The organism is Oceanobacillus zhaokaii (assembly GCF_003352005.1).
Lineage (GTDB): Bacteria > Bacillota > Bacilli > Bacillales > Amphibacillaceae > Oceanobacillus > Oceanobacillus zhaokaii.
Genome location: NZ_CP024848.1, coordinates 4,056,672 through 4,079,362, shown reverse-complemented (window position 1 = coordinate 4,079,362; position 22,691 = coordinate 4,056,672). Strand labels below are relative to the sequence as shown.

The window sequence follows — 22,691 nt, the reverse complement described above, 5'->3', positions numbered from 1 at the left end:
CCGTTCATGCACTAGTACTCCTGGCGAGACTCCCCTCACCACCGTACGTGGTTAAACGGGTGCTTGCGCTGTTTTTTTCTCAAATAATTAGGATGATAACCCATTTGTTCTGATTGGAAGTAAATTCCCTTCCAGTGCGAAGGCTGCCCTCCCAGTCTCCTCAGAAACGACAAGCACTAATGCATCTGTTTTCTCCGAAAGTCCAAGTGCAGCTCGATGCCGAGTTCCTAGTTTTTTTTCATTGCCCTTTCGTGACAGCGGGAGAACATTGGCAGCTGAGATAATTTTATTTTTACTGATTAATACTGCACCATCATGCAAAGGATTTCCGGTGTAAAAAATAGCTTCTAGTAAAGGTGCAGTTAGTTCTGCATGGATGGGTACACCAGAGTGAATATGTGCATCAAGAGAATCATTCCTTTGAATGGCAATCAATGCACCATGATTACGTTCAGAAAGATGCTGAATTGCCTTTGAAAGAACTTCAAATTGATCGGTGAATGATGCTAAATAGGATTTTAAATAATAAGAAGCCGTGCTTACTTGAACTCGATTAAATAAATGATGGATTTCATCAAATTCATGTAAGACACTGCTTTCTTTTGTACCGAGCGTGTGAATCAAGTGACCGATTTCCCCGGATAACTTTGTTAAATTATCTTTTAGTTGATCGACCATGTAAACAGATAAATCTGGTTCATTTGCAGGCACTTTCTCACCCCATTCTTAATTAACGCGATAATATGTAATCCTTTAAATATGTTTTCCTAAAAGAAGAATTATATTCACTAAAGCTTATCATTTTAGTCGAATTATCTCAATTAGCAGGCTGTTAATCCAGCAAGCGTATCATCCAAAATAAGGAATTGTCTAAATAAAGTAAAAATCTGGGAGTAATGATACAGTTTATTTACAATTTACGACAATCTATTTCTAATATATATTCTCTATGGTAGATTAATAGAGGATTATACATAGTATTAAAGGAGAACAACATTAATGGTTAAGCAAAATATAAAGGCTAAAATTCAAAAAAGAAATAAATTACGTTTCATAAAAAAAATCGCGGTAACAGCTTTTCTCGGGTTTGGATTAATGGTAACGACTGCAAGTGCAGAGGATACTTTAAAGACCGTATATCATGTTTACCTAGATGGTGAGCATATTGGCAAAGTCGATCAACAGGAGATTGTTGAGCAGCATATAGAAGAAAAAATAGCTACAAACGCAGAAAAGTATACTAATTTAGATTTAACAATTGATGAGAAGGTAGATTACATATCGGAGAAGGTATTTGATCCAACCTATAATAATGAAGAAGTAACGAGTCTATTAGATGAGAATACTGCCATTGTAGCGAATGCTGTCGAACTTAAAATAGCGGATAGAACGGTTGGTTATTTTGAGAATGAGGAAGCAGTAGATGCGGTAGTAAATGCTTATAAAGCGAAGTATGTGCCGAAAGATGTATTAGCAGAAATTGATGCTGCTAAAGCGGACAGCAAGGATTCAGATACAAATGCTGAGAAGCAAACAGAAAGTAAATTAGCAATTGGTGAGAAGCATATTCGCGATGCTGTGTTATCTGATGATGTTACACTTGAATCCAAGCAAGTGGTTCCTGCTGAAGTTTTAACCGAAGAACAAGGGGTAGCATTACTTGAAAAAGGAACCCTTGAGGAAAAGGTTCATAAAGTTAAAGAAGGCGAAGTGCTAGGGAAAATAGCAAGCAATTATGATCTATCAACAAAAGACTTACTAAAATTGAATTCGGACCTAACAGCTGAATCATTATTACGCATCGGGCAAGAAATTAATGTTACGGCATTGGAGCCATTTGTTAATGTGATTGTAACGGAAGAAGAATTAGTTGAAGAAACAATTCCATATAAGACAGAGATAATCGAATCAGACGATTTATATAAGGGCGATGAAGAGGTCAAGCAAGAAGGTAAAGACGGTAAGAAGGAAGTCCTTTATACCATTGAAAAAACGAACGGGAAACAGACTGCAAAAGAGGTAAAGACAGAGAAGAAAACCGAAGAGGCAGTTAAGGAAGTCATTATCAAGGGAACGAAAGTCATTCCCTCCCGTGGTACAGGAAAGATGGCATGGCCAGCAGTTGGTGGCTATATTTCCAGCCAAGTTGGTGAGCGCTGGGGAAGCATGCATAAAGGTCTAGACATTGCTAGGCCTAGCAACCGCAGCATTTTAGCGGCTGACAATGGTGTCGTCGTATCAGCAGGTGCTGATGGAAGTTTTGGTAATAAAATTGTTATCAATCATAATAACGGCTTAAAAACATTATATGCACATCTATCATCAATCGACGTATCCGTTGGTCAAACGGTTGAAAAGGGAAGTAAAATTGGTGTCATGGGTTCAACAGGAAACTCAACAGGAATCCATTTGCATTTTGAAGTGCATAAAAATGGTGTATTCCAAAACCCGCTAAATTACGTAAAATAATATTAACACTTTTATGGAAGGCTAACTTTTGATAGAGTTAGCCTTTTAACCTTCTGTAACTAACCCATTAAATGCACTGATGCAGCTAGAGGTAAGTAATGATATCTCCCAGTTTGATTTAAACCCGCGAACTAGTTGCTATAAAGTAGATTTCCGGAGCGACAGGTCTGAGAGATCTTATCATCCTAAGGAGTTCGCACTCTAACAACAAACATGCAAAGTGAGAAGGTATTTCTTCTATCTTATCTGCCAAAATAAAGACATATTGTTCAAAGTGCGATAAAATAGATAGGAGCCTTGGTTAAGCTTGCGTTAAATTTTCATTAAAAATGATATTGTAATTTTACTATAAGAACAAATAATGGAATGAATTGGACCTCTAACTTGCAGTAGACTACTAACCTCATGATGTTGGTCGAGAGCTAGTTAGGTTAGGATGAAAAGGATGTGCTAATGATGAATCAAAAGATTCTAGTAGTAGATGATGAACAACCAATTGCAGACATATTAAAATTCAACCTAGAAAAAGAAGGCTACCAGGTAATCTGCGCATATGATGGCGATGAAGCAATCGAGCTAGCAGAAAGCGAGAAGCCTGATTTAGTCCTACTTGATATAATGTTGCCGAATAAAGATGGCAATGAAGTACTTCGAGAAATAAGAAAGACACAGAGCATGCCAGTTATCATGTTAACTGCGAAAGACTCAGAAATTGATAAGGTACTAGGACTTGAGCTAGGCGCAGATGACTACGTAACGAAGCCGTTTAGTAATCGCGAATTAATCGCTAGAGTTAAGGCTAATTTACGCAGACAACAGGTACCTGAAGAAGCACCAAAGGAATCAAAGGATATTGTTATCGGCAATCTTGTCGTACATCCTGATGCCTACGTTGTTTCTAGAGATGGGGTTCAAATTGAATTAACCCATCGTGAATTTGAATTGATGCATTATTTGGCGCGTCATATTGGACAAGTAATGACAAGGGAGCATCTACTTGAAACCGTATGGGGCTATGATTATTTCGGGGATGTTAGAACAGTTGACGTAACGGTCAGAAGGCTCCGAGAAAAAATTGAGGAGAACCCTAGTAACCCAACGTGGATCGTTACCCGACGCGGGGTAGGTTATTATTTACGTAATCCTGATCAGGAGTAGTTGTGATGAATAAAGTTGGTTTTTTTCGTTCGATACAATTAAAGTTTATTATCATTTATATTCTATTGTTGCTTCTTGCCGTTCAGGTTATTGGGTCGTTTTTTATCACAGGATTAGAAGAAAATCTTGTCGATAATTTTAAAGGGACTGTCAATGACCGATTGAAATTGCTTACGTATAATCTGGAGCAAGCATTCAATGAGGACCGTAACGAAGATGAAACCACTCCATCCATAGAGCAAGATGTACAACAGATTGTAGAAGAAATAAGTACAGATGATTTAATAAATATCCAAGTCACGAATACTCAAAGTAGTCTGATGGGAACGAATGACCAGGAATTAATCAATGATATTGGTAAAAAGGTAAATTCTGAAATGATTCAACAAGTATTGGCCTTTAATAGTCCAAATCAAGAGATAAAAAGGGATTCGGCAAATGATCGTGTATATGTTGCAGCTGTACCATTATATAAGAATGAGACTGTAGCTGGTGTTATTTATGTAGAAGCACCGATTCAACAGGTGTATGATCAACTTCAAGATATAAATCAGATATTCTTACAAGGGTCATTACTTGCAATAAGTGTATCTGCATTTATTGGAATCCTGGTTGCCAGAACAATTACCAAACCAATTATGGAGATGCGCGAACAGGCGCAGACAATGGCAAAAGGTGACTTTACGCAAAAAGTAAATGTCTTTGGAAAAGATGAAATTGGTCAATTATCCGAAGCATTTAATGATTTAAATAGCAGGCTGAAGCATTCTTATTCAACCATTGAGGAGGAACGGCGAAAGCTAAGTTCGATACTTTTCAATATGTCGGATGGAGTAATTGCCACAGATACAGAAGGAATCATTACATTAATGAATGAACCCGCTGGCAGGCTAATTGGAGAGAATCCAGATGATCTTATCGGGGATTCTATATTAGATATATTGCAGCTGGATGAAAAAATCGTTGATATATCAGAACTTCAGGATAGTGGCTCGATGATTCTCGATTTTAGTGAAGATGATGAAATTTACTTAATCCGTGCTAACTTCTCAACCGTTTCAGATGATGAAGATGAAATTACCGGGTTCATTTCTGTTATTAGTGATGTAACCGAGCAAGAGAAGATTGAGCGAGAACGTCGTGATTTTGTTTCAAATGTATCGCATGAGCTCCGGACACCATTAACCACAATGAAAAGCTATATTGAGGCACTAACAGATGGCGCATGGCAGGATAAAAACATTGCACCTAGATTCCTTGAAGTCGCACAAAATGAAACAGATCGAATGATTCGTATGGTAAATGACCTTCTGCAGCTTTCTAAGATGGATGCCGAGGAGTACCCGCTGCATAAGGAACGTACAGATTTCAATCGGTATTTCCATCAGGTGATTGATCGATTTGAAATGCATATTCCAGAACATATCGAGCTTATTCGTGAATTACCAAAAGGAAGATTTAATGTTTGGATTGATAAGGATAAGATGACTCAAGTACTCGATAATATTATTTCTAATGCGATTAAGTATTCACCAGAGGGTGGGAAAATCCAGTTAAAAGTTGAGAACAGACGTCATTTTCTTCAAGTAAGTATTCGGGATGAAGGATTGGGAATTGCCTATGACAAACTCGAGAAGATATTTGAACGCTTTTATCGTGCAGACCGAGCGAGGTCGAGGAAGCTTGGCGGAACAGGCTTGGGACTAGCAATCACAAAAGAGCTGGTAGAGGCGCATCATGGTAAAATCTGGGCGAAAAGTAAAGAAGGCCAAGGAACAACGATTATCTTTACACTGCCGCTTATGAATCAGAAGCGGGGGTATAATCGATGAAAATGGAAACAGCGAAATCATTAGTATTAATTGTATTGATTGGAATTAGCTTGCTGCTAACTTTTGGTTTATGGAGTTACCAGCCAGATCTGGCATTAAACGAGGAGCCCTCAAATGAAGCTGTCGATATTGGTGGAAGAGACAATGAAACGAAGAAAAGCGTGATTGAACCGAGGGAAATTGTCTTTCACATGGATGATCGTCATTATGGATTTTCTGATCCAAATGAGACAGAAGGGTTATTTGAACAGATGCAAGAGTGGTCTATTACGAACTTTCAAACAAATTTAGTAAGCGGGAGAACACCGAACCAATATGAGGTGGAAATTATTTTTCCTACGGAACTCCCAATGGAAATACTGAACATCCTACTGACTATTTCTGATTCTACTATTGTTTTGCCAAACTGGTCTTTCGATCGAATGTATGTAACATTTGATTCTGAAACGAAGTCATTAAACGTTGAAATATTATCGATTGATGGCAGAAATGAGGCAACAGCAGTAATCAATGATGCCAGTTATTATGAATTGCTCTGGAAGTACTTCCAATCTGATGATGAAGAGCTTCTTCAAGAGTATATCGCATTGGAACAAACAAGAGAACCTATCTATATTCCAAAGGATGCGAGAAATTTGAGAAAGCAGTCCTTTACGTATGAATTAATTGATGTTCCTAATCAATTAATAGAGGTTCTCTTCCGGGATCCATCGCTTGTAAGCCAATCGTATTCGTCTGAAACTGGGGATACGTATTATACAGATTCAAAGAGTGGCATGCATGTATACGCGGACAGTGGAAGAATGAAGTATGTTAATCCATATTCAGAGGACTCTGTCCAAGACGACCAGACAACGAAAGACATACTAACGAATAGTATTACACATATTAATAGTCATTCTGGCTGGACAGATGAATACAACCTAATGGATATTAACGGGAAAGAAAACTCTGTTAGATACCAGATGTATCGTGAAGGATATCCGATTTATAATGCGTTAAATCTATCGTATATTGATCAAAAGTGGATTAATCTGCAGCTTAATGAATATTCCCGGCCACTTTTCCGGTTGAATAATCCGTTAGGCGGCAGTGCAGCAGATTTGATGTCAGGGCAGAATTTAGTTGCATATTTAACGGATAATCCGAACTATAATTTGGAAAATATCCAGGATATTCGCCTTGGATACAGGCTGATTTATCATTATAATGAAAATAGTATAAGTGAAAATAATGTGAACGATATGGTTATTGAATTAGTTCCGGCCTGGTTTAAGCAAGAAAATGGCCAATGGAATGAAATTAGTTTTACAGAAGAGCAGCTGCTAAAGGGAGGGAATTGAGGATGCAGTGGGGTCATATAAAAACGTTATTTATCCTCAGTTTCCTCATTCTTGATATTTATTTGCTTGTGCAATTTGTGCAAAAGCAAGAAGAGGCTGACAATGGCATATTAGATAATCGGGAACTAAGCTTTGAAGAGCAGCTAAAGGCTGAGAATATTACCATTCCTAAACTAGAAACCGGGGGAATTGAAAAGGAATCCTATATTTCAGTCTCTCAAAGGTTATTGACGAAGGAAGACGTCGAACCTTTAATGGCAAAGCAGGGTGTCAGCACAGAGGTAATTGATAATTACTTCCTTGTTTCACAACTTGAAGACCCAATTCCTATTACAGAAAGTGCTTCAAAGGATAATATCAGTGAACTTGTAGAAAGCTACCTTTTATTTCCTGAGCAATATATGTATTGGGGCTGGAATAAGGATTTAAATGTGCTTATCTTTTTCCAGGAAATTAAGGATCGACCGGTTTACTTTAATCAAAATGCAGTAGCATTAGCCTTCTTGAACGAATCAAATGAGATAACTCATTTGACACAAACCATGCTTGGTGAACCGGAGCCGCAAGGGGAATTGCAAACGTTAATTCCACCACTGCAGTCAATCAAGGCGCTATATAGTCGGAGTTACTTAAATGCGGATGAGGAAGTAACAGGCGACGTTGTGCTAGGCTATTATGCAAGACTGTTAACAGAAGGAAATCAAGTCATTGCACCAACATGGAAAGTAACCGTAAATGAGGAAAGAAATTATTTCGTGAATGCAATTGAAGGACTTGCATCCCCGGCTAATGAGATAGAATTCTTGCATTCAACGATAACTTCTGATGAGAAGAAGATCGCAGCATTGGATAGTGAGAGTGAAGTAAAACATTCATTTTTAGAAGTAATAAATAAGTTAGAGATAGACAATCGGAGTGAAACAGAATGACATTACGTTTTAGTGTTTTAGCATCTGGGAGTACAGGAAACGCATTTTATATTGAATCAGACGAGGAGCGATTTCTTGTTGATGCGGGATTAAGCGGGAAGCAAATGGATAATTTATTCAGTAAGATTCATGTAGATCCATCAACACTTTCTGGGATTCTCGTAACCCATGAGCATAGTGATCACATAAAAGGATTAGGAATTATCGCGAGAAAGTACAATCTGCCAATCTATGCTAATGAGAGGACATGGAAGGCGATGGAGAATTCCATCGGAAAGCTTACATTAGATCAGAAATTTGTGTTTGGAATGGAAGAAGTAAAAAGCTTTGGCGATATGGAAATTGAATCATTTGGTGTCTCGCATGATGCTGCTGAGCCAATGTTCTATACGTTTAGACATAGCGGGAAGAAGGTCGCACTTGTCACAGATCTAGGTTATGTATCAGAACGTATTAAGAAAACAGTAGAAGATGCAGATGCGTATATTTTTGAAGCGAACCATGATGTAGAGATGCTCAGAATGGGGCGTTATCCTTGGAGTGTCAAACGCAGAATTCTAGGAGATTCAGGGCATGTATCGAATGAGGATTCTGGATTAGCCCTTTCTGAGATTATTAGCAATCGAACAAAACGGATTTATTTAGCGCATTTAAGCTTGGATAATAATATGAAGGACCTTGCGCGTTTGTCTGTAGACGGAGTGCTTAAAGAACGAGGGATTGGGATAGATTTATTTGATACAGATCCTAAAGAACCTACTGCATTGTATGAAGTTATTTAATTAGCACATTGAATGGCTAGCCAACTACCTTTGATTATTTTTCTAAGAATAGAAAGTATAATTATTTCCCTATTTCAATTTCCATGACAGGTGAGGCCATGTCCAGCTCAAGCGCCAAACGACTAGCGAGACTTCCCTCACCTCCGTACGATAAGTCAACATCGATTCGCTTTCGCTCATCGTGTTTCCTTTATCTCACAAGGAGAAGTTCAACTAAGGTCGCCACTTCCTGTGGCAACGTCGAACCACCCCACGTCCTGTGGGGCGCAGTCCGTACGTCGCTAAACGGGCGCTTGCGCTTTTATTCCATTTATATTTTTCAGCTGCGGGGAAATACTATAACAATAGGAAATTAAATTCAACTCGGATAAGGGGTTAATTCATGGGATATTATGATCAAGGCTATCCACCGAATCCATCAAGCAAGCGCAGAAAAAAGGGCGGGTGGTTAATTCCATTATTGCTAGGAATTATCATTGGAATTTTATTAGTTGGGGAAGTAGTGCCATCAATCATGACTTCTGATATTGTACAGGAAAACTTTCCAACAGATAACGGAACAAATGAGGCTACGATTGAATCTGGGAAGAATAATAAAAACTCTGGGGCAATCCCTCGAGCTGTAACGGTTGATGTGTCGACACAAATAACGGAAATGGTCGAGGAAGTATCGCCCGCCGTTGTTGGAGTGACGAATATTCAAAGCACAACAGATTTCTGGGAGCAACAGGAAAGTGTTGAGGCTGGAACAGGGTCAGGCGTTATTTATAAAAATACGGATGGCGTCGCATATGTTGTCACAAACCACCATGTAATTGAAGGCGCAGATTCTGTTGAAGTCGTATTATCCAATGACACGCATATTGGAGCAGAAATCATTGGCAGTGATTTATTTTCTGATTTGGCTGTGTTAAGGATGGATGGTGCAGCGGTAGAGAAGGTAATTGAAATAGGCTCGAGCGCAAATGTAAAGGTCGGTGAGCCTGTCATTGCGATTGGGAATCCATTAGGGCTTGCATTCTCTGGTTCAGTCACGCAAGGTGTCATAAGTGGAACCGAACGAACGGTGCCACAGGACTATAATCGGGATGGCCGCGCGGATTGGCAAGCAGAGGTAATCCAAACCGATGCTGCAATTAATCCAGGTAATAGTGGTGGAGCATTAATCAATATTTCTGGTCAATTAATTGGGATTAATTCAATGAAAATTAATCAAGAGGCAGTCGAAGGGATTGGCTTCTCTATTCCAATTGATAGTGCACTGCCGATTATCGAAGAGTTAGAGGCGACAGGTGAAGTAGTACGTCCATATATCGGTGTTGAGATTTACTCGCTTGAGGAAGTACCACAAGCTGAATGGAAAAACACATTAAAACTGCCACAAGAAGTTGATGGCGGGGTCTATGTATGGAGTGTCGAACCATTATCTCCAGCCGATCAAGCAGGATTGCAGCGATTTGATGTAATCACAGATCTTGACGGCAATCCTGTCAAAGATATGATTGACTTAAGAAAAGTGCTTTACCAGGATAAAGAAATAGGCGAAGAAGTAAGTGTTGTGTACTACCGTAATGGCGAGAGAATTGAAACGACATTACAACTTGGATCACAACAATAATAGAAACAGGAGGCTCTCTCTGACGAGAAAGCCTCCTGTTTCTTTGTGTGAGCTGCTCTATGATAGGACGTTGCAATAGATTTAGGTTTTAGGTGATATTAAGCGCGAGCTAATGGAAATTGTAATTTCTGGACAGTTGTTGCTATTCATAAGAGTCTTTATTCCTTCGCTAAAATAAACCGACCATAGGTTAGTGGGTGAGTAATTCTTAGTCTCTAGATTCAGTCCCATCCCTAGCGGAAGAAATACACGAAGACTCCTCGAAAATAAAGAGCAATTTTCTTCGTGCGATGCAATGCTGCCGAAGCCTTCCTTGTCCTGCGGGAAGAAGAGCCTAGGTGAGACTCTGAAGTGCGCCAGCACAAAGAGGCTCACCAGCTCCGCGGATAGCGAAGTGTATTTCTGGAGCGACTGGCCAGAGAGCAAGCTATCCACTAAGCTAGTTCGAAGTTTATCTAAAAACTAACACAATCGATACGAAGGTATGGATAAGCAGCAGCAAGACATTTTTATAAACACAGGTTATGCACACGCTGTTAATAAATCTGTAGATATTATCAATATATAGTAGGGAAAAGATGTTCGGTAACAATATAGCGACAGCAAATTGTGGATATGTTGATAAAAATGTGGATAACTTAGGTTATTCAGACTATTTTAATCGTTATCCACGACTTATCAACAGGTTTTTCATTAATGTTGTTAATTTCTAGTTCTTATGGATTAGTTAACCACTCGGGAGGCAATATGCCCAATTATTGCTAAACAAAAAGTTTAACCTTATAATTTATATACCATACAAAATAAAGGATGTGAATATGTGATACGTCGTTTTTTCTCTTACTATAAGCCACATCGGCGACTATTTATAGTAGATTTTACAGCAGCACTTTTTGTTGCCTTGCTTGAGCTCGCATTTCCTGTTGCAGTCCAATGGTTTATCGATAAACTATTGCCTGGCGAAGATTGGAATATCATTGTAACGGTTGCGGTATTGCTATTATTCATTTATATATTAAGCACGTATTTGCAGTATGTCGTTACATATATCGGTCATAAGCTAGGAGTAAATATTGAAACAGATATGCGCCAAGAGTTATTTAATCATGTACAGAAGCAATCGTTTCGCTTTTTCGATAACGTGAAAACTGGACATATCATGAGCCGGATTACAAATGACTTATTTGATTTAGGTGAGCTGGCACATCATGGTCCTGAGGATTTCTTTATTTCGATCATGACCTTCCTTGGTGCGTTTTTCATCATGTTTACGATTAATCCACAGCTTGCATTAATCATTTTGGTAGCCATACCAATTCTTATTTTCCTTATTTCCTTTGGTAATGTAAGGATGAATAAATCATGGAAGAGAATGTATGAGGATATTGCCGGGGTCAATGCCCATGTTGAGGATGCAGTTTCGGGTGTGCGTGTTGTACAATCGTTTACGAATGAAGCATTTGAGATGGGACGTTTTTCCGAGAATAACAATAGTTTCAAAAAGGCCAAGGTCGGTGCATATCGGGTAATGGCAATTGTTCATTCCAATATATATTTACTCATGCGCTTAATTACTTTGCTTGTTCTTGTAGCGGGCGCTTGGTTAACATTCCAAGGAAGCATGTCTTACGGGGAACTTGTAAGTTTTATTCTATTTGTAAATGTCCTGTTCAACCCAATCAATAAAATAACGGCATTGCTGGAAATGTATCCAAAGGGAATGGCTGGATTTAAGCGATTTACCGAGCTGCTTGATGTTGAACCAGATGTGAAGGACAGGGAGAATGCTGTGCAAGTGAGCAATCTTAGAGGTGATATTTCCTTCCAGGATGTTACCTTTGGATACGAAAAGGAACATGCCCCTGTATTAAACAAATTAAGCTTTACAATCCGTGCAGGAGAAACGATTGCATTTGTTGGTCCATCCGGGGCTGGGAAAACAACGATATCGTCGCTTATTCCTCGCTTCTATGATGTAAATTCCGGAAGCATTACAATTGATGGCATGGATATCCGGGATATGACGAAGGAATCATTGCGGAAGCAAATCGGCGTTGTTCAGCAGGATGTATTCTTATTTACAGGAACACTCCGTGAGAATATTGCGTATGGAAAGCTTGATGCAACGAACGAAGAAATCGAACTTGCAGCGCGCCGTGCCCATATGGAAGAATTTATTCGCGAATTACCGGATGGTTACGCGACCCAGGTTGGGGAGCGCGGCTTGAAGTTGTCTGGTGGGCAAAAGCAGCGGATTGCGATTGCACGGATGTTCTTAAAAAATCCGCCTATCTTAATTTTAGATGAGGCAACATCTGCACTTGATACCGAGACTGAGATGATTATTCAAAAGGCATTGAATGAGCTTGCGAAGGATCGGACAACGCTTGTGATTGCGCATCGTCTTGCTACGATTAAGAATGCAGATCGGATTATGGTCGTCACGAAGAATGGAATTGAAGAAGAAGGAAGTCATGAAGAGCTTATAGAGCATAATGGAATATTCGCGAATTTGCATAATGTGCAGATGAATTAATAAATGAAGGGGATTTCTAAGTTAGAATTAACTAAGAAATCCCCTTTCTTTTAAAACGGAAGGTTATCAACAAATTGTTAATAACCTGTTAGTATGTTCTGAAAATTGATAAATCTAAACTTCCATAATAAGTGATGCGAGGCAGAAATTATAATCTTATTGGGACTTATTGTTAGATTAACCATGTAAAATAATCATTTTAATTCTTATATGGAATAACAGAATTTCAGTATAGTCACATCTAAATCGAGGAGGAAGCAAAAATGCCTTTAAAAGTAGGCGATATTATTACATTTGAACGGACTTTCACCGCAGAGGATGTTGATTTGTTTATTAAGGTTTCAGGTGATGAAGGCTCTCACCATGTAACTCCTGACGAACAGGGAAGACTTGTAATACAAGGATTATTAACTGCTACATTACCAACAAAAATTGGTGGAGATAACAATGTACTAGCTCGTAAGATGAATTTTGAGTTTTTTAGATCAGTTTTTACAGGAGATACAATACGGTGTGAAGTAACAATCGAGAAGTTTGAAAAACAAGATGATAGTAGAATATCCATTTTAGCGAAATTCCTATGCAAAAATCAGAATATGAAACAAGTATTGAGCGGCAGTTTTGCGGGAGTAATATTAGTTAGTTGAGGAAGGAAATGGATTGGACCATCACATAGTAGGTGTTGATTTAAAATCAATCGACTCATTCTTTAAAAGGCAAGAAATTTGTCGATATTCCCCGGGAAATGAAATTTAATGGGAAAAGTTGAAAAATTTCTGTAGGTACCATAGTATTAACTTGGATACAGATATTCGTAGAGGAAATTTATTGTTTGGGGGGAATCAAATTGGATCGTAGCTTAATAGAAATCGATATGCAAGTAAAGCAGTGGTTTAAAGAAATTATTCCTTTTATTCAACAATCATTATCAACGAAGCTAACAATTGAAACAAAGTCTAGTCGTCGTGATCTAGTTTCTAATATTGATAAAGAAGTGGAAGCAAGGATTCGAGCGAAGATTATGGAGCACTATCCAAGCCATGAAATTATTGGTGAAGAAACAGATCAGCCAGTGCAAACAAGATCGCCTGACCATGTATGGATTATTGATCCAATTGATGGGACTACAAACTTCCTGAAACAGATGGATCATTTTTGTGTGCTGATCGCTTATTATGAAAATAATGTAGGTAAGCTTGGATATATTTACGATGTAATGAATGATGATTTGTACCACGCGATTGAAAGTAAGGGAGCTTTTTTAAATGGTGAAAAGATAGAGGCTCCTAGCCCTATTTCATTAGCAGATGGATTAGTTTCCTGTGATATTCGCAGATGGCATAGTAAGACCACTTTCACCGAGCTTGTAAATCAGTGCTTTGATATACGGTATATGGGCTGTGGCGGAATTGATTCGATTCATGTATTTCATGGGAAATTTGCAGCTTTCGTTAACTCTGACTCAGGTCCATGGGATTTAGCAGCACAAGTTATTTTCGCAAAAGAATTAGGGCTTAAAATGAGCAAATTCGATGGCAGCCCAGTAGATTATTTAGTTGGCGGCGACTATATTCTGGCTAACCCTGGATGTTATGATGATATTGCATCGATTATGAAAAGTTATGAATCCTGATTGCAGGCCAAACATTCATTGGCAGTGGAAAACTGCCAATGAATGTTGTTCTGTTTAATAAACAGTATCCCTTTCTGCAAACAAAACATCATTACATTTTTTTTCCGAGGGAAAGTAAGGAAAAGGGCTTTTTTTCTTGTTGCTTTTGAATTTACATCATTAATCATTGAGAATGTCGTTTATTATAAATGATTTTATATATCAGCCAAATAACAAGATAAGGCAAATATATAATAGCGATAAAATTGAGTAGATATCCAACCTCTTTGTTCATAAGAAAATAGCCAACAATAAAAGCGATGACACATGCGATTAATCCAGTGATTGGTAAATTAGATAGCGATGAGTTCACGTTTCTATTATTTTACCTATTATCCAAAAAAGTTTCCCCCTACTCACCAAACCTAGATAAATGCCTCACCTGATTATAATCCTTAATCTCCCACTGCTCTTTTTGAAAATGGATGTTACTGATACATGCGTTCATGAGTTTCGTTTTTCCAGAGCCAATTTCGCCGTTTGATAAGTTCGATAAAATCATACCAATCACTGCGCCATGAGCAACAAGCAGCACGCGCTTATCTGGATATGCATCACAAACCTTTTTAATTCCAGTCATTACCCGATTGTTAAAGTCTTCTCTTTCTTCTTGATTCGGATAATTTCCATCTGGATATTTCTCCATTCTTACTTCCAATGTCAACCCTTCGCCCTCACCAAATGCTCGCTCTGCGAAATCAGCCATTTCAATCATCGGCAGGTTTAAATAGCTGTTAATGATTTCTGCTGTTTCCCTTGCACGTTTCATTGGGCTGGAAACTAAAATATCGTAATCGGCTGCATTTAAGTATGCACCACATTCCTCAGCCTGTTTTCTTCCCGTATCATTTAAAGGGATATCTGTTTTCCCTTGAATTTTTCCAAGCGCATTCCAGTCTGTTTCTCCATGTCTGATTAAACATATCGTCGTCATTTTTCCCGCTCCTTAATAATATTTCTTCATTTGACACATCCTATAGAAAAGGAGGTTATCTAATGATGAAAAAATTGATTTTGATGATTGCTCTCTCCCTGCCGTTAAGTTATTTTGCTTCAATCGGCAATAATGTAAATGCTGAAATAACGATTCCTTCCTATGCAAAATGGGGCCGAGTGGCAATGGAAGAAACAAGAGCAAAATATCCAGATGCACAAATCATTGACTATCTTCATATTGGCAAAGAAACTAAAGGCGACACGTCAGTCGAAAAGTTCAAATTATGGCTTAAAGGCAAAGACAAGGAATTCGGTGTGTTTATCGATATCTCCTATAATTCAAAAACAGAAGAAGTCATCAAGGTTACCTATAAGGAAACGGATCGATAGCACTAGTCGTTCGGATTAATAATTGCTAATACCTGATGGTCTTCCCATTTACCATTTATTTTAACATTTTTCACGGCGAGTCCCTCTTTGTGGAAACCGGCTTTTTCCAAAACGCGAATTGAACCGATATTATGCGGCATGACACCAGCTTCAATTCGGTGCAACCGTAACTGATCGAAGGCGTAGATCAGGATTAGCTTTACAGCTTCTGTCATGTACCCTTTTCCATTTTGCGATTGATCAAGGAAATAACCGATATAAGCACTTTGCAGGGAGCCACGGAGTACTTGCGATAAATTGATGGTGCCGATTAATTCGTCTGTTTTAATTTTAAAAATTCCGAACATATATTGCTGGTCATGCTCTTTATTTTTTTCATATCCTTGTATTTTTTCCATTTGTCCTTCAAGGGTGTAGAAAGCTTTATCTCGTTGCATGGCGAATTTCTCAAAGAAATCACGATTGGTCAGCTGTAATGAAACTAATGGTTTAGCGTCGTCAATTGTAAATGAACGAATATAAATTGACTTCCCATTTATCTTGGTCATTTATCTTCCCCATCTCTATTGATTAAATGCACCGTACTGGTGGGTAAATCCATTAAACCTGTTTTTAAAAAGCTAGGAAGCAATTCATATTCCGATAGTTCTTCAATTGGCACCCACTGATAAACGAGTCGATCCCCTTCTGAACCGTGGAATTCGCCTTCCTGCAATAAGGATTTGTCTTTTGACGATACTTCATAATAAAAGCCAATTTCATGAAAATCATTGCCCCTATAATTAAAAAAGTTTTCTACTACCCAATCCAGTTGCATAACGTCTATGTCTACTGCAAGTTCTTCTTGGAATTCCCGACTGAGTGCAGCTCGGGAATCTTCTCCAAGCGCAACCCTTCCTCCCGGGAGCGCCCAATTCGTATCATTAACGTCCTTATGTATAAGTACCTGTTCGTTTTCAATCCATATTCCCACAACACGATAATTAAAAATGGCGGCAGCTGTTTTAAATACGATATCCATTTCATTCACTCCCATTGTGATGTCATCTAGCGGATGTTTTCCCAATCACTTGCCAGCATCCCATACACGACATGATCGACATAATGATCATATAACCATTCTGCCTGTCTAATTTTACCTTCTTCAACAAAGCTTAATCGCTTAGGGATTTCACGACTTCTTAAATTTTCATATGCGGCACGTATCTCGACACGGTTAAGGTCCAGTTCATGAAAAGCATACTCCGTTAATGCCCGGGCAACACGGGTCATAATGCCCTTTCCTTGATAAACCTCAGCCAGCCAGTAGCCAATATGGCCAATTTTATTTCGGAAGTCCAAGCTGTTGTATCCCGCCATTCCCACCAGTTTCCCTTGGTAATAGATTCCGGTTGTAAGTCCTTTTCTTGCTTCCAATGTTTGTATAGTATGCTCGATAAATGCCTGTGAATCATCCGCGGTTTGATTGCCATCAACCCATGGAAGCCATGCACGTAAATATACTCTAGACTGATCGATAAGCTGAAATAGAGCATGAGCATCTTTTATTTCAAGCTGCTGTAATACAATCTCCTCGTCAATTTCATAACGAAACATCATCAACATCACCTTCCGTTATTTTCTAAGTAAAAATAATCATACCACAGTTATTATCTGAAAAAATAATAATGTCTTTGTTTTCTATCGAAATTATGCGAATTCATTTTGAAATAATTATACAAAATACTCTATCCAGCATATTTAGGTTTGGTTTTGTAATAAAGTTTAATCACATAAGCCATTCAGGACCATAGTAGAACTAAATTTATGAGATAATAGAAAAGAAGGGATTTTCTAATTAATATAGAATAGATATATATACATTTTTTTTCGACCTTTCGACAAAAATCATAATAGGAGGAACTTAATGTGACAGCCAGAAGCAGTATTGACCATTATATTATGAATAACAGAGAAGAATTTCAGTCGATGCTTTTATCAGAGGCAGGAAATGTTGCCACGAAAATCACTGCTATTCTAGAAGCGGGAAATATTGACCTTTTGAAAAATGCAGAAACTATTGCCCTCTTTGTTGTGGGAAATAAGCGAGATGAACTCATTGATTTTGCAAAAGTAGAAGGAATTTCCTGGGCGAAACATTCATTAACCCTGGCGTTCAAATTAGAATGGATACATGCGCTTAGACGTACTCTATGGCATCTACTCCGTAAATATAGTCCATTAAACAGCAGTTCTAAATTCGCTACAGATTTTTATGAACTGGAACAGACAATTAACGATGGAATTGATGAGTTTTTAAATAGCTTTTTTATTAGCTATTCTAACTATAAAGATGAATTAATTAGGGATCAAAGGAAATTAGTTGAACATCTATCGGTTCCAATTATACCAGTCAGCTCTACTATAGCCGTATTGCCAATGATTGGCATGTTTGATTCATATCGAATGGATATTATTGAAGAAAAAGTTTTAAGTGAAATATCAAGGCTAAGGATCAAAACATTAATTATCGACCTTTCTGGAATACCTGAAATGGACGAATATACGGTTGCTATTTTTCAAAAAGTGCTCATTGGGGTAAAGCTGATGGGTTCAAAATCGATTCTAACGGGATTAAGACCGCAACTTGCCAAAAAAATGGTTCACTTAGGAATGAACATTGAAGAAAATACAGAAGTAAAAGGAACTTTACAACAAGCCTTAAATGAATATTTTGAAGTAAAATCGTAGTAAAAAATGGCAATCTCACTTATTAAAGAGATTGCTTTTTGCTTTTTATCAGTTAAGAAGCAGAGTAAACTCTGTTTACAATACATCTGCTCCATTCTTAGTACCTCACTAACCTGCCCCGTCTGTTTAAGAGCATTTTTAACAAACTTGCATCTATCATTTCAATTATTTCTTTAAATTCATTTTCGAGGGTACTATTTCATCAAGTAAGTCTTTTGATACAAAAAATACCCCTTGTAAAAATACAGGGGGTATCTCATTTTAAGATTCTATTCATTTGCAAGCTTAAGCACATTTAATAGTTTAAAGAAGAGGCTCAAAATAACCGCAACAATTGTTGCAAGCCCCATACCTGATAATGCTACTTCGCCAAGTGAGATGGAAGCTCCACTAATTCCTACTGCAAGCACAACACAAGTTAAAATCAGGTTTTGTGAATTACTATAATCCACTTTTTGTTCCACTAGAATTCGAAGTCCGCTTACGGCGATGATTCCGAATAATAGTAAGGAAATTCCGCCCATTACAGGAGTCGGGATTGTCGTAATTAGTGCCGCAAGTTTTCCGCAGAACGATAAGATTACTGCAATTACTGCTGCTCCACCGATAATCCAAGTAGAATATACACGTGTGATTGCAAGTACACCGATATTCTCGCCGTATGTTGTATTTGGTGTTGATCCAAGTAAACTGGATATCATCGTTGAAATCCCGTTACCGAATAAAGAACGATCAAGTCCAGGATCCTTCACAAGGTCTTTCTTCACGATATTTCCTGTTACGACTAAGTGTCCGATATGCTCTGGAATTAACACGAGCGCAGCAGGAAGGATAATTAGAATATCTGACCAGTTAAACTCAATTTGGTAGAAGGTTGGCAATTGAATCCATGCCGCTTCTTTTACAGCTGTATAATCAACGATACCGAAGAAAGTTGCGATAACATATCCTGTTACAATTCCAAGCAGGATTGGGATGATTTTCAAAAAGCCGCGAAGAACAACCCAATAAACAATTGTAAAGCCTAGTGTAAGCAGTGAAACTGTGATTGCTGTTGTATCAACTGGGATAGTTGGATCGGGCACAAGTCCCGCCATGCCTGCAGCAGTTGGCACAAGCTCAAGACCAATTACGGCAACAATTGCTCCCATTGCAGCTGGTGGGAAGACAGTATCAATCCACGTGGTCCCTGCAACTTTAACGATTAAACCGATTAGGACTAGAACAAGACCTACAACGAAGAATCCACCTAGTGCTGCGCCATAGCCGCCACCCTGGGTAATGACGAGGGTAACTGGTGAAATGAACGCGAAGCTTGATCCTAGATATGCAGGAATTTTTCCTTTCGTAATGAAGATATATAGTATCGTTCCAATTCCGTTCATCAGTAGGATTGTTGCTGGATCGACTCCAAAAATAATCGGTACTAAAACGGTTGAACCGAACATTGCAAATAAGTGCTGAAAGCTAAGTGGTAAACTTTGTAAAAATGGCAGACGCTCATCAACTTGAATCTCACGTTGTGACATTGTCTTCTCCCCTATTCTGTATGTTATGTTAGTAAATAAAAAAATGCACCTTGCCCGATAAACTGGCAAGGTGCATTTCATTTAGACAAGCTGTAGCCTGCCTAAAATGATTGCGCATCAATATGCACAACGAATCCGCACAAACCTTGCCAGCCTCACAGGACTGTTTTAAAGGTAATCTACAAGTATTATGCAAAGGAAATCGAAAAAAGTCAAGTGTTTTTGATTTCATTCATCTTTTAAACTAATAATAGTAAATAAGGTTGAAGCGTGTCCAAGATACAAGAGGTCGATTAAAGCTCAGTTAAACATGCTTAATAATTCTTCCTGTTTTTATTGATATAATTGAATATACTTCCAAATATACCTAAAGAAAGCACGAACCATAACAATATATCAGGAAGATACTCAATCGGGATTATTTCAAATAATTCAACGAGACAATACAATAAAATAACACCTATATACAAAACGCCATATAGCATATTATTTGTTTTGTATTGAATTTCCCTCCCCCGTTCATCCGTCCCTTCCTCACTATCATTAAATCTTAAGATGTACATATGACAAATAAATACTACAGCTAGAAACAGTGTTGCTAACCATAACATATCGATCATTCCTCCTTATAATCAAAAACATCCGTTAATGGTTTCTAAAAAGCATTTGCGATTTTGAAGGCAAGAATTAGGGAAGGATTATATTTATTTTTCTCAAGTGTAGCAATGGTCTGGCGACTAACACCAACCTTTTTTGCGAGTTGTTCTTGTGTCCATCCTTTTTCTGCTCGATAAATTACTAATTTGTTGAGTAACACTAACACCACCTCTAATTAAAATTGTAATTTATTTCTTACAAATTGTAATTTTATAATGCAAATGATTATCAGCAACGGATTGAAATAGCAGTATCCGCATATTTCCCATTATCTTAGGCAATAATAATTATCTTTGGTAGTTAAAAGTGAAGAACTTTCTTACCACATAAGTGTAACTAAGGCTGTCATCATAAGGATTTGCTAAGCCTTAGTTTTCTAAGAATAACTTCCATCCAGGTTATTTTAGTGTATAATTAAAATATTCAAATAATAGGGGGTGTGATCTGGTAATGGTTTCGAAGAATAAGATTCTATATGGCTTTCTAATTCTCTTGATATTGGTAATTGCTGCTATTTCGTTTATAAACAAGGATGAACCTCCTATTATTAAAGCAACCAATGAGGTTTCCGAAATAGAGGAACCTCAAACATTAGCGGAAAAAATGGCAGTAATCTTACTGGATGAATCTCTGGACGGGGCAAGCGTCGGGATAAGTGTTCGTAAGGCGGAAACGGGCGAGGAAATCTATGCCCACCAAGGTGATTTACGATTGCATCCAGCATCAAATATGAAAATATTAACCGCAGCAGCTAGTCTAGAGACACTTGGTCCGAACTACCGGTTTGCAACGGAATTCGTGACGAACGGAAAGATAAAAGGTAAGGTACTGAAAGGCAACCTGTATATTCGGGGCAAAGGAGATCCGACATTATTAAAAGCGGATTTGGATCAAGTTGCAAGCGAATTGAAGAAGCAAGGGATTAACCAAATAAACGGAAATTTAATTGGTGACGATCAGTGGTATGATTCGATTCGGCTTTCACAGGATTTGAACTGGTCCGATGAGTCTTTCTATACCGGTGCACAGGTCTCTGCGCTGACACTTTCCCCAAATGCAGATTATGACGCTGGAACTGTCATCGTTGAAGTAATTCCAGGAACGAAGCATGGTGAGCAGGCGCAAGTGGCACTGACTCCCAAGACTAATTACGTTACGATTGTGAACAAGACTGAAATGGTTTCAGCAAATGAAGCGAAGGATCTATCGATTGAGCGGGAGCATGGTACGAATAATATTATTGTCGAGGGGAAAATTCCTGTAAACGGAACGAATTCAAGAGAATGGATTGCAGTATGGGAACCGACTGAATATGTGCTGAATATCTTTAAACAATCATTGGAGCAGCAAGGCATCAAGTTTGCCGGCAATTCAGAAGTTCAAACGGGAGTAGCCCCAGAGAATGCAACGGTACTAACATCGGTAAAGTCAATCCCATTAAACGAGCTGCTGCTGCCTTTTATGAAATTAAGCAATAACGGAATTGGAGAAACATTAACGAAGGAACTGGGGCAGGTTTCCCGTGGCGAAGGAAGCTGGGACAAGGGACTAGAGGTAATTGGTGAAACGGCAGCAGCTTTAGGCGTTAATCCAGATACCGTTCAATTCCGGGATGGCTCTGGTATGTCACATAAAACGTTAATCCCTGCAAGCGAGCTAACAAAGCTGCTTTATCAGGTTCAGCAGAAGGAATGGTTTGCCGACTTTGAATTATCCTTACCGGTAGCGGGAATGCAGGAGCGGCTTGTTGGTGGAACGCTCAGGCACCGGATGAAGGAAGGACCAGCTAAAGGAAATGTTATTGCGAAGACAGGGTCCCTTACTGGTGTGTCGTCACTTGCAGGTTATGTTACAACTTCAGATGGAGAGAAATTAATTTTCTCGATCGTGGCAAATAATTTTTTAAGCAATTCGGTAACGTCAATAGAAGATGCAATTGCGACTATGCTTGCCACACATGAATTCGAATAGGATAATAGATTGGGAAAGAAGTTAATGAAAAATGAATACTATTTTGGATGATAGTAGTTTAGAATGATAGTATACGCTCTTAGTTGCAGTGGCATGGTTTCTGAGCGGAGACTTTTGTAGTTAAGGGTAAAAAATTTCA

Annotated in this window: 21 protein-coding genes; 13 read left to right on the top strand and 8 right to left on the bottom strand. The window is 38.4% G+C overall.

Annotated elements, in window-relative coordinates; translation table 11 throughout:
- Positions 1-87: 87 nt before the first annotated feature.
- Complete coding sequence (gene cdaS / locus CUC15_RS19840; protein ID WP_114918528.1) at positions 88-678, bottom strand: sporulation-specific diadenylate cyclase CdaS; 591 nt, start codon at positions 676-678, stop codon at positions 88-90.
- A gap of 321 nt (positions 679-999) precedes the next feature.
- Here cdaS and CUC15_RS19835 point away from each other — a divergent pair, with 321 nt between their 5' ends.
- From CUC15_RS19835 to CUC15_RS19790, 10 genes are all read left to right on the top strand, one after another.
- Positions 1,000-2,469, top strand: a complete 1,470-nt coding sequence (locus tag CUC15_RS19835) for a M23 family metallopeptidase (protein ID WP_114918311.1) — start codon at positions 1,000-1,002, stop codon at positions 2,467-2,469.
- 456 nt (positions 2,470-2,925) lie between these two features.
- Entirely contained in the window at positions 2,926-3,627 is a 702-nt protein-coding gene (gene yycF / locus CUC15_RS19830) for a response regulator YycF (protein WP_114918310.1), read from the top strand.
- A gap of 5 nt (positions 3,628-3,632) precedes the next feature.
- The gene (gene walK / locus CUC15_RS19825; RefSeq protein WP_114918309.1) at positions 3,633-5,459 is read left to right on the top strand and encodes a cell wall metabolism sensor histidine kinase WalK; all 1,827 of its coding nucleotides are present in this window, start codon (positions 3,633-3,635) and stop codon (positions 5,457-5,459) included.
- Complete coding sequence (locus tag CUC15_RS19820; protein WP_114918308.1) at positions 5,456-6,802, top strand: YycH family regulatory protein; 1,347 nt, start codon at positions 5,456-5,458, stop codon at positions 6,800-6,802. The genes walK and CUC15_RS19820 overlap by 4 nt, the downstream gene beginning before the upstream one ends.
- A gap of 2 nt (positions 6,803-6,804) precedes the next feature.
- Positions 6,805-7,731: a two-component system regulatory protein YycI gene (locus CUC15_RS19815; RefSeq protein WP_114918307.1), complete on the top strand. Its 927-nt coding sequence runs from the start codon at positions 6,805-6,807 to the stop codon at positions 7,729-7,731.
- Positions 7,728-8,513 carry an MBL fold metallo-hydrolase gene (locus CUC15_RS19810; RefSeq protein ID WP_114918306.1) on the top strand — a complete coding sequence of 262 codons (786 nt, stop codon included), beginning with the start codon at positions 7,728-7,730 and terminating at the stop codon, positions 8,511-8,513. The genes CUC15_RS19815 and CUC15_RS19810 overlap by 4 nt, the downstream gene beginning before the upstream one ends.
- A 382-nt stretch (positions 8,514-8,895) precedes the next feature.
- Positions 8,896-10,131 carry a S1C family serine protease gene (locus CUC15_RS19805; protein WP_114918305.1) on the top strand — a complete coding sequence of 412 codons (1,236 nt, stop codon included), beginning with the start codon at positions 8,896-8,898 and terminating at the stop codon, positions 10,129-10,131.
- Between the two features lie 820 nt (positions 10,132-10,951).
- Complete coding sequence (locus tag CUC15_RS19800) at positions 10,952-12,667, top strand: ABC transporter ATP-binding protein (RefSeq protein WP_114918304.1); 1,716 nt, start codon at positions 10,952-10,954, stop codon at positions 12,665-12,667.
- Between the two features lie 263 nt (positions 12,668-12,930).
- Positions 12,931-13,314, top strand: coding sequence for a hotdog family protein (locus CUC15_RS19795; protein WP_114918303.1), 384 nt, complete (start codon positions 12,931-12,933; stop codon positions 13,312-13,314).
- A gap of 200 nt (positions 13,315-13,514) precedes the next feature.
- The gene (locus CUC15_RS19790) at positions 13,515-14,300 is read left to right on the top strand and encodes an inositol monophosphatase family protein (RefSeq protein WP_114918302.1); all 786 of its coding nucleotides are present in this window, start codon (positions 13,515-13,517) and stop codon (positions 14,298-14,300) included.
- Positions 14,301-14,691: 391 nt separating this feature from the next.
- Here the strand turns inward: CUC15_RS19790 and CUC15_RS19785 are convergent, their stop codons facing one another.
- Positions 14,692-15,273 carry a histidine phosphatase family protein gene (locus CUC15_RS19785; RefSeq protein ID WP_114918301.1) on the bottom strand — a complete coding sequence of 194 codons (582 nt, stop codon included), beginning with the start codon at positions 15,271-15,273 and terminating at the stop codon, positions 14,692-14,694.
- 62 nt (positions 15,274-15,335) lie between these two features.
- Here CUC15_RS19785 and CUC15_RS19780 point away from each other — a divergent pair, with 62 nt between their 5' ends.
- Positions 15,336-15,665 (top strand): YqzG/YhdC family protein, encoded by a 330-nt coding sequence (locus CUC15_RS19780; protein WP_242985909.1) that lies wholly within the window; start codon positions 15,336-15,338, stop codon positions 15,663-15,665.
- Positions 15,666-15,667: 2 nt separating this feature from the next.
- Here the strand turns inward: CUC15_RS19780 and CUC15_RS19775 are convergent, their stop codons facing one another.
- Genes CUC15_RS19775 through CUC15_RS19765 form a run of 3 tightly spaced genes read right to left on the bottom strand, consistent with a single transcriptional unit; the run spans position 15,668 to position 17,261 of the window.
- Entirely contained in the window at positions 15,668-16,213 is a 546-nt protein-coding gene (locus CUC15_RS19775; protein ID WP_114918300.1) for a GNAT family N-acetyltransferase, read from the bottom strand.
- Positions 16,210-16,731: an NUDIX hydrolase gene (locus CUC15_RS19770; RefSeq protein WP_242985908.1), complete on the bottom strand. Its 522-nt coding sequence runs from the start codon at positions 16,729-16,731 to the stop codon at positions 16,210-16,212. The genes CUC15_RS19775 and CUC15_RS19770 overlap by 4 nt, the downstream gene beginning before the upstream one ends.
- The gene (locus CUC15_RS19765) at positions 16,713-17,261 is read right to left on the bottom strand and encodes a GNAT family N-acetyltransferase (RefSeq protein ID WP_114918298.1); all 549 of its coding nucleotides are present in this window, start codon (positions 17,259-17,261) and stop codon (positions 16,713-16,715) included. The genes CUC15_RS19770 and CUC15_RS19765 overlap by 19 nt, the downstream gene beginning before the upstream one ends.
- Positions 17,262-17,573: 312 nt before the next feature.
- Between CUC15_RS19765 and CUC15_RS19760 the strand changes: the two genes are divergently transcribed.
- Positions 17,574-18,395 (top strand): STAS domain-containing protein, encoded by an 822-nt coding sequence (locus CUC15_RS19760; RefSeq protein WP_341457175.1) that lies wholly within the window; start codon positions 17,574-17,576, stop codon positions 18,393-18,395.
- A gap of 269 nt (positions 18,396-18,664) precedes the next feature.
- Here CUC15_RS19760 and uraA read toward each other — a convergent pair whose 3' ends face one another.
- The 3 genes from uraA to CUC15_RS19745 form a co-directional block, all read right to left on the bottom strand.
- Positions 18,665-19,924: a uracil permease gene (gene uraA / locus CUC15_RS19755; protein ID WP_114918297.1), complete on the bottom strand. Its 1,260-nt coding sequence runs from the start codon at positions 19,922-19,924 to the stop codon at positions 18,665-18,667.
- Between the two features lie 314 nt (positions 19,925-20,238).
- A complete protein-coding gene (locus tag CUC15_RS19750; protein WP_114918296.1) occupies positions 20,239-20,535 on the bottom strand; it encodes a hypothetical protein in 297 nt (98 codons plus the stop codon).
- Positions 20,536-20,579: 44 nt separating this feature from the next.
- Positions 20,580-20,741: a helix-turn-helix transcriptional regulator gene (locus CUC15_RS19745; protein ID WP_114918295.1), complete on the bottom strand. Its 162-nt coding sequence runs from the start codon at positions 20,739-20,741 to the stop codon at positions 20,580-20,582.
- Positions 20,742-21,031: 290 nt separating this feature from the next.
- Between CUC15_RS19745 and dacB the strand changes: the two genes are divergently transcribed.
- Positions 21,032-22,552, top strand: coding sequence for a D-alanyl-D-alanine carboxypeptidase/D-alanyl-D-alanine endopeptidase (gene dacB / locus CUC15_RS19740; RefSeq protein WP_114918294.1), 1,521 nt, complete (start codon positions 21,032-21,034; stop codon positions 22,550-22,552).
- The last annotated feature ends 139 nt before the right edge of the window (positions 22,553-22,691 follow it).

Excerpts from the sequence above, each read along its gene's own strand:
- cdaS (WP_114918528.1), bottom strand. The coding sequence starts at position 678 with ATGGTCGATCAACTAAAAGATAATTTAACAAAGTTATCCGGGGAAATC.
- CUC15_RS19835 (WP_114918311.1), top strand. The coding sequence starts at position 1,000 with ATGGTTAAGCAAAATATAAAGGCTAAAATTCAAAAAAGAAATAAATTA.
- yycF (WP_114918310.1), top strand. The coding sequence starts at position 2,926 with ATGAATCAAAAGATTCTAGTAGTAGATGATGAACAACCAATTGCAGAC.
- walK (WP_114918309.1), top strand. The coding sequence starts at position 3,633 with ATGAATAAAGTTGGTTTTTTTCGTTCGATACAATTAAAGTTTATTATC.
- CUC15_RS19820 (WP_114918308.1), top strand. The coding sequence starts at position 5,456 with ATGAAAATGGAAACAGCGAAATCATTAGTATTAATTGTATTGATTGGA.
- CUC15_RS19815 (WP_114918307.1), top strand. The coding sequence starts at position 6,805 with ATGCAGTGGGGTCATATAAAAACGTTATTTATCCTCAGTTTCCTCATT.
- CUC15_RS19810 (WP_114918306.1), top strand. The coding sequence starts at position 7,728 with ATGACATTACGTTTTAGTGTTTTAGCATCTGGGAGTACAGGAAACGCA.
- CUC15_RS19805 (WP_114918305.1), top strand. The coding sequence starts at position 8,896 with ATGGGATATTATGATCAAGGCTATCCACCGAATCCATCAAGCAAGCGC.
- CUC15_RS19795 (WP_114918303.1), top strand. The coding sequence starts at position 12,931 with ATGCCTTTAAAAGTAGGCGATATTATTACATTTGAACGGACTTTCACC.
- CUC15_RS19785 (WP_114918301.1), bottom strand. The coding sequence starts at position 15,273 with ATGACGACGATATGTTTAATCAGACATGGAGAAACAGACTGGAATGCG.
- CUC15_RS19780 (WP_242985909.1), top strand. The coding sequence starts at position 15,336 with ATGATGAAAAAATTGATTTTGATGATTGCTCTCTCCCTGCCGTTAAGT.
- CUC15_RS19775 (WP_114918300.1), bottom strand. The coding sequence starts at position 16,213 with ATGACCAAGATAAATGGGAAGTCAATTTATATTCGTTCATTTACAATT.
- CUC15_RS19765 (WP_114918298.1), bottom strand. The coding sequence starts at position 17,261 with ATGTTTCGTTATGAAATTGACGAGGAGATTGTATTACAGCAGCTTGAA.
- uraA (WP_114918297.1), bottom strand. The coding sequence starts at position 19,924 with ATGTCACAACGTGAGATTCAAGTTGATGAGCGTCTGCCATTTTTACAA.
- CUC15_RS19750 (WP_114918296.1), bottom strand. The coding sequence starts at position 20,535 with ATGTTATGGTTAGCAACACTGTTTCTAGCTGTAGTATTTATTTGTCAT.
- dacB (WP_114918294.1), top strand. The coding sequence starts at position 21,032 with ATGGTTTCGAAGAATAAGATTCTATATGGCTTTCTAATTCTCTTGATA.